The organism is Leuconostoc gasicomitatum LMG 18811, assembly GCF_000196855.1.
In the GTDB taxonomy this organism is placed as follows: Bacteria; Bacillota; Bacilli; order Lactobacillales; family Lactobacillaceae; genus Leuconostoc; species Leuconostoc gasicomitatum.
This window is the reverse complement of the sequence record NC_014319.1, coordinates 487,234-500,526: the sequence shown is the minus strand read 5'-3', so window position 1 is coordinate 500,526 and position 13,293 is coordinate 487,234. Positions and strand designations below refer to the sequence as shown.

At 37.3% G+C, this 13,293-nt stretch carries 15 protein-coding genes; 6 read left to right on the top strand and 9 right to left on the bottom strand.

Annotated elements, in window-relative coordinates:
• Positions 1–9: 9 nt before the first annotated feature.
• Positions 10–474 carry a MarR family winged helix-turn-helix transcriptional regulator gene (locus tag LEGAS_RS02505; RefSeq protein WP_010383119.1) on the bottom strand — a complete coding sequence of 155 codons (465 nt, stop codon included), beginning with the start codon at positions 472–474 and terminating at the stop codon, positions 10–12.
• 22 nt (positions 475–496) lie between these two features.
• Entirely contained in the window at positions 497–1,072 is a 576-nt protein-coding gene (locus LEGAS_RS02500) for an LOG family protein (protein ID WP_013231286.1), read from the bottom strand.
• A gap of 154 nt (positions 1,073–1,226) precedes the next feature.
• Between LEGAS_RS02500 and LEGAS_RS02495 the strand changes: the two genes are divergently transcribed.
• The 4 genes from LEGAS_RS02495 (at position 1,227) to LEGAS_RS02480 (ending at position 5,857) form a co-directional block, all read left to right on the top strand.
• Complete coding sequence (locus LEGAS_RS02495; protein ID WP_010383115.1) at positions 1,227–1,439, top strand: DNA-dependent RNA polymerase subunit epsilon; 213 nt, start codon at positions 1,227–1,229, stop codon at positions 1,437–1,439.
• Between the two features lie 2 nt (positions 1,440–1,441).
• The gene (gene rnjA / locus LEGAS_RS02490) at positions 1,442–3,124 is read left to right on the top strand and encodes a ribonuclease J1 (protein WP_013231285.1); all 1,683 of its coding nucleotides are present in this window, start codon (positions 1,442–1,444) and stop codon (positions 3,122–3,124) included.
• A gap of 207 nt (positions 3,125–3,331) precedes the next feature.
• Complete coding sequence (gene ppcA, locus LEGAS_RS02485; protein WP_013231284.1) at positions 3,332–4,849, top strand: phosphoenolpyruvate carboxylase; 1,518 nt, start codon at positions 3,332–3,334, stop codon at positions 4,847–4,849.
• A 78-nt stretch (positions 4,850–4,927) separates the two neighbouring features.
• Positions 4,928–5,857, top strand: coding sequence for a diacylglycerol/lipid kinase family protein (locus LEGAS_RS02480; RefSeq protein ID WP_010383108.1), 930 nt, complete (start codon positions 4,928–4,930; stop codon positions 5,855–5,857).
• A gap of 52 nt (positions 5,858–5,909) precedes the next feature.
• On the opposite strand, the gene LEGAS_RS02475 is transcribed toward LEGAS_RS02480, so the two are convergent.
• Together LEGAS_RS02475 and metK are read right to left on the bottom strand one after the other, a co-directional pair.
• Positions 5,910–6,848 (bottom strand): ADP-ribosylglycohydrolase family protein, encoded by a 939-nt coding sequence (locus LEGAS_RS02475; RefSeq protein WP_010383106.1) that lies wholly within the window; start codon positions 6,846–6,848, stop codon positions 5,910–5,912.
• A 33-nt stretch (positions 6,849–6,881) separates the two neighbouring features.
• Positions 6,882–8,039, bottom strand: coding sequence for a methionine adenosyltransferase (gene metK / locus LEGAS_RS02470; RefSeq protein ID WP_013231283.1), 1,158 nt, complete (start codon positions 8,037–8,039; stop codon positions 6,882–6,884).
• A 378-nt stretch (positions 8,040–8,417) separates the two neighbouring features.
• Between metK and LEGAS_RS02465 the strand changes: the two genes are divergently transcribed.
• Positions 8,418–9,242 carry a hypothetical protein gene (locus LEGAS_RS02465; protein ID WP_010383104.1) on the top strand — a complete coding sequence of 275 codons (825 nt, stop codon included), beginning with the start codon at positions 8,418–8,420 and terminating at the stop codon, positions 9,240–9,242.
• Between the two features lie 31 nt (positions 9,243–9,273).
• Here the strand turns inward: LEGAS_RS02465 and LEGAS_RS02460 are convergent, their stop codons facing one another.
• Genes LEGAS_RS02460 through LEGAS_RS02445 form a run of 4 tightly spaced genes read right to left on the bottom strand, consistent with a single transcriptional unit; the run spans position 9,274 to position 12,222 of the window.
• The gene (locus tag LEGAS_RS02460; protein ID WP_010383102.1) at positions 9,274–9,873 is read right to left on the bottom strand and encodes a DUF1054 family protein; all 600 of its coding nucleotides are present in this window, start codon (positions 9,871–9,873) and stop codon (positions 9,274–9,276) included.
• A 20-nt stretch (positions 9,874–9,893) separates the two neighbouring features.
• The gene (locus LEGAS_RS02455; protein WP_010383099.1) at positions 9,894–10,748 is read right to left on the bottom strand and encodes a YihY/virulence factor BrkB family protein; all 855 of its coding nucleotides are present in this window, start codon (positions 10,746–10,748) and stop codon (positions 9,894–9,896) included.
• A 47-nt stretch (positions 10,749–10,795) separates the two neighbouring features.
• Positions 10,796–11,500, bottom strand: coding sequence for a VIT1/CCC1 transporter family protein (locus tag LEGAS_RS02450; RefSeq protein ID WP_010383097.1), 705 nt, complete (start codon positions 11,498–11,500; stop codon positions 10,796–10,798).
• A gap of 47 nt (positions 11,501–11,547) precedes the next feature.
• Positions 11,548–12,222 carry a VIT1/CCC1 transporter family protein gene (locus LEGAS_RS02445; RefSeq protein ID WP_010383095.1) on the bottom strand — a complete coding sequence of 225 codons (675 nt, stop codon included), beginning with the start codon at positions 12,220–12,222 and terminating at the stop codon, positions 11,548–11,550.
• 120 nt (positions 12,223–12,342) lie between these two features.
• Between LEGAS_RS02445 and LEGAS_RS02440 the strand changes: the two genes are divergently transcribed.
• On the top strand, positions 12,343–12,750 hold the full coding sequence (locus tag LEGAS_RS02440; protein WP_013231282.1) for a Fur family transcriptional regulator: 408 nt from the start codon (positions 12,343–12,345) through the stop codon (positions 12,748–12,750).
• A 97-nt stretch (positions 12,751–12,847) separates the two neighbouring features.
• On the opposite strand, the gene LEGAS_RS02435 is transcribed toward LEGAS_RS02440, so the two are convergent.
• Positions 12,848–13,291 (bottom strand): hypothetical protein, encoded by a 444-nt coding sequence (locus LEGAS_RS02435; RefSeq protein WP_013231281.1) that lies wholly within the window; start codon positions 13,289–13,291, stop codon positions 12,848–12,850.
• Between the last annotated feature and the right edge of the window lie 2 nt (positions 13,292–13,293).

The following is a 13,293-nucleotide window of genomic DNA, read 5'->3' as shown; positions in this document are numbered from 1 at the left end:
GTTGATATATCAATGTTTCTCTTTATTTAATTCTGGTTGCACAATCAATGCGTCTAATCGACGTAATGTACTTAATAATGCCTGTCCCTCAACTAAGCCGTATGTATCCAGCCAACCATTAAAACGACTGTTCACACATCGTGTAATAATTGATTCCACGCGTTGCCCCTCAAGTGTTGCGTTTAATAAAATACGTCTATGATCCTGCTCATCTCGCACTTGCTCAAGGTAGCCTTGTTCAAACAACGGTTTAAGTTGTCGCGCGATTGCGCCCTTTGTCACGCCACGCTCGGCGGCAATTTTGGTCATCGTTAGTAGCTTGTCCTGATCACTATTCACCACTGCAGTCATAATTAACCATTGTTCAAAAGATATACCAAACTGACTTGTTGGTTGTGAAATTAACTTCTCTAAATTTTTTAGTGATGACATATAGACACTAATAAACTCAGCCATTAAATCAGAATTCACCATTTTTTCTCCTACTCATACACAATTAATAGTCGTTTGTTTCATGGATTAGCACGTTAAATTGATTAATATAGATTAATGTATCATCAATATTGTCAAAGAGCTGTACATGTTGTAATTCGTGTTCAGCTACAAAACCTTTGGTCACAGTTTCTTTTAGCCAAGCCCATAAACTATCATAAAAACCATTAATGTTTAATAAGACAAGTGGCTTATCATGTAAGCCTATCTTTGCCCAACTCAGTACTTGTGCCAATTCTTCTAAAGTACCAAAACCACCTGGAAGCACAACAAAAGCATCCGCATAGCGCATCATAAGGTCTTTACGTTCTGACATACTATCAACCTCAATTAACCGCGTCACTTGCTCTGGTGAAATGGCATCTTCGGCGAGATTGTTTGGGGTTATGCCAATAACCTCGCCACCGTGGGCCATTGTGCTGAGCGCAGTTGCCCCCATTAAACCATCCCTACCGCCACCATAAACCAATTTTAATTTCTTTTCAGCAATTAATTGGCCAAGCTTCTCGGCTATTATAGTATATTCTGGATCATTTCCAAATTGTGCGCCCATGAAAACGGCAATAGATTGAACTGTCATTTGATTATTCCTTTCTATAAATCTAACAATATTATACACAATAATCAAGCAATAATTTTGACAATTCCCCCGTTTGTATAAGCTATGTGGTACACTATTATATAGGTTTTCGTTCGTGAAAAATTAAATTAAACTACTATATTTTGGAGGCATTATGATTTACAAAGTTTATTACCAAGAACACCCAGAACGCAATCCCAAGCGTGAAACAACGGTTTCACTCTACTTAACGGCAGACAGTTTGCCACAAGCACGGGAAATTATTGAAGAAAACACAACTTATAATGTGGAAGCTATCGAAGAATTAACAGATAAGGCATTAACTTACGAAAAAGCCAACCCTGACTTCGAAATTACAACATTCTAATTATGACATATTCTGTAGATATTAAACCTAATGAAGTCGCAGTATATGCGCTAGGTGGATTAGGCGAGATCGGTAAGAACACATACGGTATTGAGTATCAAAATGAAATCATTGTCGTCGACGCGGGTATTAAGTTCCCGGAAGATGATTTACTCGGCATTGACTATGTTATTCCTGACTATACTTATTTAGTCGACAACATCGATCGCGTCAAGGCATTGGTTATTACGCACGGACACGAAGACCATATCGGTGCCATCTCCTACTTTTTACAATCAGTTAATGTTCCAGTCTATGCTGGTCCTTTAGCCATGGCTTTGATCAAGAATAAACTTGAAGAAAAGCAAATGTTAAATCGTGTTGAGCTGCACGAAATTACAGATGGTTCAGTACTTGAGTTTGATAAATTAAGTGTTGAATTTTTCCGAACAACGCACTCAATACCTGATGTGTTTGGTGTTGCTATCCATACCCCTGTTGGTACAATTGTTGAGACCGGTGATTTTAAATTTGATCTGACACCCACAACAAAACAGCCACCTAACCTCTGGTCAATGGCTCGTATTGGCGAAAATGGTGTCTTACTCATGATGAGTGATTCAACTAACGCTGAACGTCCTGAATGGACAAAATCAGAAGCTTGGGTCGCCAAATCAGTCAATCGTATTTTTGATAAAATTGAACATGGCCGCATTATTTTTGCTACATTCGCTTCTAATATGAATCGTGTTCGTATGGCAACTGATGCTGCCATTGCACATGGTCGTAAAATTGCTGTCTTTGGTCGTTCAATGGAATCAGCTGTAACTAACGGTCGCGCGCTAGGTTATTTGAATATCCCAGATAATATGCTTGTTGAGCAATCAGAAATCAAACATATTCCAGATGATGAGTTATTAATCTTATCCACTGGTTCTCAAGGTGAACCAATGGCAGCTTTAGCGCGAATTGCTGAAGGAACTCATAAACAAATTCGTCTAAAGCCTAAAGATAACGTTATTTTTTCTTCCTCACCTATCCCTGGTAATACAGCTTCCGTCAATCAAGTAATCAATAAGTTAGAAGAAGGCGGCGCTAATGTTATTTATGGTAAAGTCAATAACATCCACACATCTGGTCACGGTGGTCAAGAAGAAGAAAAATTGATGATTGCCTTGATGAAACCAAAATTCTTCATGCCGGTCCACGGTGAGTATCGTATGCTTAAGGTTCATGCATCATTAGCGCAAGAACTTGATGTGCCAAAAGATCACACTTTTATTTTAGAAAATGGTGATGTTTTGGCTTTAGATGGCGAAAATGCCCGTGTTGCTGGTCATTTTCCCGGTGACGATACCTACATTGATGGATCGGGTATCGGAGATATTGGTTCAGTTGTATTACATGATCGTCAAAAATTGTCTCAGGACGGCTTAGTTGTCGTAACTGCAACAATTGATTTAAAAGAAAAAGAAATTTTGTCTGGTCCAGATATTTTATCTCGTGGATTCGTTTACATGCGTGAATCTGGTGATTTGATTAATGAAGGCCGCCGTGTTATTTTTGGAACAATGCGTCGTGTGATGAGTAATCCAAATGTTAACGAAGCAGATATTCGTCAAGCGGTTATTGATGATCTTTCTAGATTTTTATATAAAGAGACTGCACGTAAACCTATGGTCTTACCAATGTTAATTATGATTTGAATAAGTAGTCAAGCACTTTTCATTCAGTGCTTGGCTTTTTTGTTCATATTTTATCTAATCCAACAGCTGATTATATGACAAGTAATATCATAATTTCCGAACATTCTTTCGATTTTCACGTATTTTATTATATAAAAATTCAAATTGCCATTTTTAAACGCCTATCAGTATGCTAAAATAGTATAAGTACAAAACAAAGGAGCCGTCATGACACAACGAAAATTCCCTACTATTATGGGTACGCAACATCCTGATAATGCCAATGCACCATTTTGGGACGCCTCGCAACAACCATTTATCAGCGCATATAACGAGATGAATGAAGCTTTTGAAAATTTTAGTGAATTAAACGTTGATGAGTACATGTGGGACTGGGAAGGTAAGCATGCCGATGCAGCTGTCATCGATCGCCTATTTAGTACCGAATATGACTACTTCAAAACGAATCAAATTGGTCGTGATAAATTTCTGACTTTCCGTTTCCCAAATATTTGGGAAGAAAAAGGCTATAGCTTAATGCAAGCAATGACTGCTATTTTAAGTTCAGAGGATTTTGCTCATGATCTTGGATTTGATCAACGCCCTTTGTTTGAAGCCATATTACCAATGGCACAACGTGCAGATCAATTACTTGAAATGCAGATATTGTTTGAAAAATTAGCCAACTTTAAGTCAGTTGAATTCACAAAAACTGACAAAAACACACCCTATATTGAAATGATTCCTCTGTTTGAGGATTTTAATACCCAATTACACGCGCCTGAAATTTTGAAAGAATACCTCAAATTACATGAAGAACACTTTGGTTTTCGACCAAAATATCTGCGTGTCTTCTTAGCAGGATCTGACTCTGCATTAACTGCTGGATTTATGAGTTCAATCACAGGTAATAAACTTGCCATTGCAAGATTACATGAATTTGCAAAAGAAGAAAATATCGATGTTTATCCCATTTCTGGAACAGGTTCAGCTATTTTCCGTGGTGGTTTATCACCACATCGTATTGACCGCTATGTCACAGAATTCCCAGGTGTACGCACTGCGACTGTCCAGTCCGCTTTCCGTTATGATTTTCCATTGGCAGATGTACAACAAGCCATCACAGAGTTAAAAGAAAAACTGCCAAATGCTGAACCATTAAAAATTTCTGCTAATGATCAAAAAATCCTAGCAGAAGTGGCTGAAGAATCTGCTCGATTTTATGCAGATACACTAGATCAATTAATTCCCGACATGCAACCTATATTCAAAGCTTTTCCTAAGCGTCGCGATCGTCGCCAACACGTTGGCGTTCTTGGTTATTCACGATCAGTTGATGGCATTGAGCTCCCCCGTGCTATTAACTTTACAGGATCATTTTATTCCATTGGTATCCCGCCTGAATTTATTGGTTTTGGTCGTGCATTAGCAAATCTAAACGCTGATCATTTATCAGTTTTTGTCCGGAACTATCCTAGCATGAAAAAAGATTTCCGTGAATTAGCAGGCTATATTAATTTAGATGCCTTAGAAATTTTGAAAACTCAAAGTCCTGCCTGGGCAGAGGTTGAACAAGATATTATGACACTCAAGGCCATTTTTAATCTTGAAATTGGTCCTCACAACCGCGAACAACAACAACACGCAGAAATTGCACTACAAGTTGTTCAAATCAAAGATGGTGCCCCAGTTGCTACCACAGCTTTAATCAATCGCATGGCACAACTCCGACACTTCTTAGGTTAATATCATATTGTTCATAGCCCTTAGGGGCTTTTTTTGATACAATGAAACTAATTTATTTTTTGAAAGAAATAGCAAATCATGCCTAATTATTTTGTCATTAATAACCCTTCCGCTGGTAATGGCGTTCACTCAAATATTGTCATCAACATCAAAAAAACACCAAATATTGCCGCATGGCATGATACCGATTATGCTGGACATGCTATGTATTTAGCCAAAAAACTAGCTAAAACAATTGATGATCCTACCGCGGTTGTTCTCGTTATCGGTGGTGATGGCACATTAAACGAGGTGTTAAATGGGCTACTACAATTTAAGCGTGCTGTTAAACTACCTATTGCCTATATACCCACAGGTTCAGGTAATGACTTTGCTCGCGGCATTAATCTCGGGACCGCTGAACAGGCATTTAGTCACCTTAAACGTGTGACTCAGACTCAATTGCTTAACATCGGAAAAATTAATGGCGATGCGCCACATCATATAACGAAATACTTTGTCAACAGTATTGGCATCGGATTTGATGCTGCAGTTGTTGCACAGACAAATCAAACGGCTTTAAAAAGACGTTTAAATAAATTAGGATGTGGTTCTCTCAGCTATTTGCTGTCTGTCTTATGCGTTTTTTTCAAACAGCATGATTTTCAAATGACACTGATGAATGGTGAGGATTATATTCAAATGCCCCACGCATTTCTTGTAACCTTGACAAATCAAGTCTACTTTGGTGGCGGCATCGCCATTTTACCAGGTGCAGATGTCCATCAAAACGAACTTGATATGGTAGTTGCTGATAAAATGTCCTTCATTCAATTTTTAGTTATGTTTGCCTCTCTCAAAAAAAATGGTGGTCATTTACAATTCAAATCTGTCCATAAAATTTCATTGGCTCGAGGTGCCAAAATTCACGTTCGTGATATTCAACCCGGTCAAATAGATGGCGAAGAACTAGGCAATGGTACATTTTCTTTTAACATCGATTATCAAACTTATCCATTTTGGTTATAAAAATTAAAAAAGGTTTAGCTATCAGTTAGTTCCTGATAGCTAAACCTTTTTGTTAATTAAAACGCCCTAATCTTTCTGCTTGACGCGTGACACTCACAATTAATTTTCGTGAAATCAAATGTTGACTAGCCTGTAAAACTAGATCATCGTCATAAAAAACGGCCGCAATAGCACTCACTGCTGTTGGAATAATACTATTGGCATGACCATGTAAAAAAGCATTTTGCATGGCTTGTACATAACTATTACTGTTAAGTAATGACCAAATAATCGCTTCCAAAGTACTTGCGCTACGGCCATCTAGCTTAATATGATTAACTGGAATATTAGCAAAATCAGGTAAATTCAGCTCTTCAAATGCAATTAGTTCTGATTCAAAAACCTTATGCCGTGAATAATATTCAAAACCGAAGGCCAAACCATTTTCTACAGCATCTCGCAGGCTTTGTCCATCTAATATTTGACTAATAATGAGACTAAGCATGCCAACACTGACCAGTGCTCCTTCATCATTGTGTGTCAATCCAGCAATGCGATGTAACGTCAACATGGCTGTTTCATCATTAATAAATGATACCCCATATTCATGATGTAAATAAAGTGCCACTGGTAACATCCGTACCAATATATTTTCACTATCGGCGATATCTTCAAGGACACCAGAGGCTAGCGTATCCCTGTTCTTAGTATAGTTATCCATTGCTTTTTTTGTGATTGCGTCAACATGTTGTACTGTATTTTCAGGTACAAACTGACGCCTTTTATACCAATTTTGAAAATGATTCATCACATCAGTTAATTGATAACCACGTGACAAACTGGCAATTGTTGTTAAAGAAAGGCTTGTTTGTGATCCCCAACTTAGCTCTTCAGTAAATTGAATCGGATCTTGTAATAACTCATCCTGCTGGCTGTTAGATAGTTGCGTCATACTTTCACCTACCGCCATACCAAACATTAAAAGTTCTATTGTTGCTTGCTTTTTCACCATATCTTATTTTAACATACAAGCTATTTTTAAAAATTACAATAGCGCCTTAATTTCATCAACTTTGTCTAATGCTTCCCAAGGTAAATCAATATCTGTTCGACCAAAATGACCAAACGCAGCTGTTTGCTTATATATTGGACGACGTAAGTTTAAATGATTGATAATTGCTAATGGTCGAAAATCAAATAATTGTGCTGTAATTTCACGAATCTTTGTGTCAGCGACTGTTGACGTGCCAAAAGTATCGATATTTAGCGATACTGGTTGCGCAACACCAATAGCATATGCAACTTGTAACTCTAATTTGTCAGCCACACCAGCTGCAACCAAATTTTTAGCGACGTATCGTGCAAAATATGCAGCTGAACGGTCAACCTTTGTTGCATCCTTACCCGAAAATGCGCCACCACCATGATGCGCAGCCCCACCATAGGTATCAACAATTATTTTTCTGCCAGTTAGGCCAGAATCAGCTTGTGGTCCACCTAATACAAAGCGGCCAGAAGGATTAATATAATAGATTGTATTTTCATCAACTAAATCTTGTGGCAGCACCTCATCGATAACTAATTGGCGGATATCAGATCGTAATTGATCAAGCGTCACATCTTCATCATGTTGCGTTGACAAAACAACTGCGGCAATACGTATAACCTTATCGTTATCATCTAATTCAACACTCACTTCAGCTTTAGCATCCGGACGTAAATAAGATACGGTCCCTGCTTCGCGCACATCACGAATTTTTCGCATCAAGCGATGTGACAAAGCCAATGTTAATGGGATATAGCTATCAGTTTCATTCGTTGCATAACCAAAAACCATGCCTTGATCGCCAGCACCCAATTGTTCAGGATCATCGTCAGCATTATCAACTGCCTGTGAAATATCACCTGATTGCTCAACAATTTTATTTGACACATTAACAGAATCTGCTGTGAAACCAAGTTCAGCCTTATTATAACCAATCTCGCGAATCGTATCCGTTGCAATTTGTCTAACGTTAACATATGCTGATGTTGATAATTCACCAAAAATCGACACATCACCAGTTGACGTAGTCACTTCGACGGCTGAACGTGCATGTGGATCTTGTTCGAGCACTGCATCTAAAATAGCGTCGGCTATTTGGTCGGCTATTTTGTCAGGATGACCTGCGGAAACTGATTCTGATGTAAAATACTTTGTCATGTGAAACATGACCTCCTTAAAAATTCAAAATAAAAAGCTACTGGTCGCAAATGAAAAAGCGCACACCAACGATTAGTCGGTACGCGCTAACGTGACGACTATCTGTACAGATGGACCACCGTGCTGAAATATGTTTCCATATTTGACCGGTTGGTGTAGGGTTATTGTGCTGTATCACTCGCCTACTCTTGATAGCTGTTTTAAATTGTATCTTTAGAATAGCAGACGTATAGACAAAATGCAAATCAAATTGTTGTTTAATTTTTATTAGTCAAACAGCATGTTATATAAAAACAAACATTGTAAAAGTGATAATCAAAGATCTTATATTCATAAAAACAGTACGCAATAACTTAAATTTAAGGTACAATATTAATTATGAACAGTCAAACTAACCAACAACAATCACATCTACTACCTGATGGTCGGCCAATTCCGCGACGTATCACGACTAACCCGCAAGAAAAACGTCACTACGAAAATTTTACACCAGCAGGTTTTTTTGACTGGCGCCGCTGGGTCCCATTATTAGTTATCGTTATCAGTTTAAATATCGTTTGGTGGCGTCAACCCTTATTACATACAAAAGCATTATCAGGTGCTGCTCTAACTTGGCAGCTTATCCCATTATTTGGTTATACTATCACCATTGCGATTGCAATGACACTGATGATGACCCAAAATTTCCGTAGTATCTTAAGTTATTTATTCTTAGCACTTAGTATCCTCTTCACATTTAGTTCACTGATTCAAACACGACATGAAATATTTACCTTACTCCTCTTGTTCACTGCTTTTTTCATTGCCATACAGCAAACCTGGTTTGGCCTACAGAATTGGCTTGGATTACTATTGTTCAGTGTGTTGGCAACTTTTGCTATTCCTATTAGTATTTTCTATGTCACAAATAATTTCTTAACGCAACGCTTTATATGGCAACTCTTGCCAATGTTGTTTGGATTTGGCTTTTATTTCACACCAATTTTAATGCCAAATCCCGATGGTCGTAAATTAAGCATTTTAACGTTAGGATTATTTTGGGTCACAATACTGAGTCATAACGTCGGTATTAGCACAGTATTTATTATTATTTTTAGCTTAATGGCTTTCATTTTACAATTTGTTAAAGCAAAAATTGGTAATTGGCAACATATGGGCTATGTACTTTTAATGGCTTTGTCCATGCTACTAATCTATCATTAAAAAGTTCGCTACATGATGATGTAGCGAACTTTTATTTTAGTTTATCATATAGTGGTAATAGCAATGCCAGGACAGTTGTTATTTGAAATAAGTCTGTGTCTTCTTCAAAGTGTTTGTCTCCACGTAACAGCTTAATCCCAACTAGCACCTCACTATGCTTTATGTTAGCAAAACGCTGAACGGCATCATCATACGTTGACAAAGTCAATGCGTTTGAAGTATTAACCATATGGTCTGAACTCAGTACAAAATCATTTGATAATTTTGCAATTATATCCCTGGCTGATGTCATTTTAGCGACAATCGCTGCTGTTTCTTTTGGCTTCATGTTCTCTTCTACTGCGAGGTAAAGATAAACATGATCGGCCCAAATACCAAGTTCAAAATGTGGCATCATTTTATAACCACGCTTATTTGGTGCAAAAGCTACCCATGTGTTGTCCGGCGCGTTTGTTGTCCGACGTAAATGTTTGGCAACATGTGCATACCACTGTTGCCCATTCGTATTTAATATTGGTAAAATTGCTTCAGCAGACTGCTCGAATTTTGGATCAATGATAGTCCTAATAAGTTTCATTCTATCAGTTAATGATGCAACATTAAATATCTCAAAATCACTATCTTTAAACATTATTTATACCCTAAGACTTTCTAAATGTTGATTACTTTTTCTTGCTTTAATACGGTCAACCATTGAATCAAAACATAACCTGTCACCAAGATAGTGGCAATTAAATTTAACCAAATCAGTAGCACAATAATAGCGCTCATTGATTGGTAAAATCCATACTGTTTAACCGCTAAATTAGCGTACCAAGTAAAACCAATATTCAAGATATTTAGTGCACCAACTTCTATAAGACTGCCGATAGCAACAAATCTAAGCGGCGCACGGCCTTCTTTTGTTGGTAATAAATAGTTCATCATTATCAGTGCCAACCACATACCAAGCCAAATCAACCATTTTGTTTGATGCTGTAAAAAAGACGTCCATTGATTAATCGGGATTTGTTGCAAGACGATTGTTAATATATTACTACTAATCATTAAAACACCAAAAGCAGCAATAATAATCAACAACCAGACAAATGACCAAAATCGGGATAATAAATTACTAATACGATCTTCTACATCAGCAATACGATTAAATGATACTCTAAAAACTGCGATCACTCTCGATACTGTCCACAAAGTAAGTAGCACAGAAAAAGAGAGTAGAGAGGTGCTCTTAGAGGATAAAACTGATTGTAAAATAGGTAATACAATTTTTTCAATATCTCGTGGCAACACACTTTGTATCAATGAGATGATGTTTGTTTCACTGACATTCGTGATTGAGATAATAATTGCTATTGCTATTAACATAGGAAAGACGGTTAGCAACGCAAAATAAGCAAAAGTTGGCCCAACATAACCAACTTGTGCACGTAAAAAAAGTGTCCCCAAAGTAGAGAGTTTTAACTTTTTATCTATTTTTTGCCAAAGTTCTTTCAATTGATTTAACATAACTCTATTATGCCAAATTTTTGTGATGCGCGTATTAAAAAATTATCTTAAAATAGTTTTCCAATGCCATAATGTATTGCAATGGTTAACAAACCAATAATCACATTACGAATCATTGCACGCTTAACCAAGCCGTTAGACATTTTAGCACTCAACAAACCTGTTAAACCAACAGCCACTACCGTAGCTGCTATCGTGGCAATAAATTGGTAACGTGTAGGTGACAAAATTAATGCTGCTAATGGAAATACACCACCAATTGCTGCACTAAATAGTGAAGCCCAAGCTGCAGACCAAGGATTCATATAATGACCTAAAGTAATATCGTACTTAGTACTCAACATTGTTTCCAATGGCTTTTTACTCAGTAATTCATCTGCAATTGATTTAGCTGTTGCGCGTGTTACTCCACGATCAACATAAAAGTTCTCAACTGATTGATGTTGTCCAGCAAAATCTGTTTTTAATAACTCACGTTCTTGTTCAACAACAACCTTTTCGCTGTCAGACTGTGAACTCACCGAAGCATATTCACCAGAAGCCATTGATAAGGCACATGCCATTAAATCAGCTAAACCTGCAATGAAAATAGCAAAATTGTTTGTTGTTGCCGCTGCAACCGAAAATAGAACTCCAACAACCGTTAAAATACCATCATTTGAACCCAAAACACCTGCACGAATAGCATTTAACCGTTCATCCATTGTCGCCTGTTCTTTTTTGACGTGTTCCTTTTTAAGCTTTATATCCATGTTTTAACTGTGCTTATAATTTTTAACGTACTATAAGCACCCTCCTCTCATCTAAATAACGATCCAATTGCATAGGTAACAATCATTGTAAATATACCGGCAACAACGTTTCTTAGGGCCACGCGCTTTTTATTAGCACCATTTAGAGATGCTGCTGCATATCCTGTGATGGCCAATGCAACAATCACTGCAATAAAAGTAGCTACTTCACGCATATCCCTTGGCATTAACGAAATAGCTACCATTGGTAAAATTGAGCCAATTGGAAAGCTGATTAGCGACGCTAACGCTGCCCCACCTGCACTTAATTCATGATCTAGTGAAAAGCCGTAACGCTCACGTACAGTAGTTGTCAAAGCATCTTTGGTCATCATCTCTTCAGTAGCCTGTTGCGCTAAATGTGGCGAGATGCCATCAGACACATATTTGTCTTCAACATAAGAAAATTCGTCGTCATAATTTGTTGCTAACGCCTCGGTTTGAACACGTCTTACCTTTTCTTGCGCATCATGTTGTGAACTAACTGACACATACTCACCCATTGCCATCGATACAGTACCTGCTAGCATTCCCGCAAACCCGGCTAGTAAAATTGTACCAGTATGACTTGTAGCCCCAGCTACACCTAAAACAATACCAGATACTGATAAAATACCATCGTTTGCACCCATAACTGCTGCTCTAATTAAATTGTTACGTTGCATTAAACTTTGTTTATCCATCATTTCCCTCTTTTAGAATTATTCTAATTTAGTTATACCAGATTTCAGACTAAAAATCAAGTTAATTAGAAACATTCTATAGTACGTGGTATAATATTTTATGATATAGGAGGTTATATTATGGTAGACAAAACATTACGTGACATACTACAAGCCCATGGCTTAAAAGCAACTTTTCAGCGATTATCAATTTTAGAATACTTAATGACACATGAAACGCATCCAACAGCAGAAATGATTCATGTCGACCTCAGCAATATTAGTCTTGCAACCATATATAACACTCTTGATAAACTAGTTGATGTTGGCATTATTATTGTCATTGATACCTTAAAAGACGATAAACGCCATTATGATTATTATGGTGAACCGCATTATCATATTATTAATAGCAACACAAATGAAATTATCGATGCAGATAATTTCGATGTCGCACCACTTTTTGAAGCTGCACGTCAAGTCAGCGGTTTAAATATTACTGGCTTTCATATTGAAATTTATGGTGTTGATCCCGATCAGGCTAAATAATGATAACCATATAAAAGCGTCAACAGATTTAAAATCTGTTGACGCTTTTATTATTATTGACTACTATCACCTAACTTATACGAAAAACACGCTCATATTACATACTTGAATTCATAATTTTAGCGACGGCTGTATGAATTTTTTCAAGATATACTGATTGATCTTGTTCTGATTTTTCATATTTTTGGACATCAATTTTTTGATCAGCAACAATCACCGCATCAGCCATTAACTGTGTGGCCTCAGCATACTTCACATAAGCTGATGTTAACGATTTGTGCACACCAAGTAAACGAATGGGTGCTGATGCAGAGGTAAGTTGTGTTGCGTTATTTTTATAGCTTTCTACCGTATCTTCAAATTCCGCCTTAATTTCAGCGAACTCTGCTGTTGGTATCTCTGCAATTTTATCAGCTTGTTTCGCATCGTCTAACTTTGTAAAGAATGGCGTCACACGCGTTGCTGTTTCTTCAGTATTTGTTAGAACGTTTTGTAACGTCTGAATATAAATTTGTGCCTGTTTTGGGTTGAATTTTGCCAATG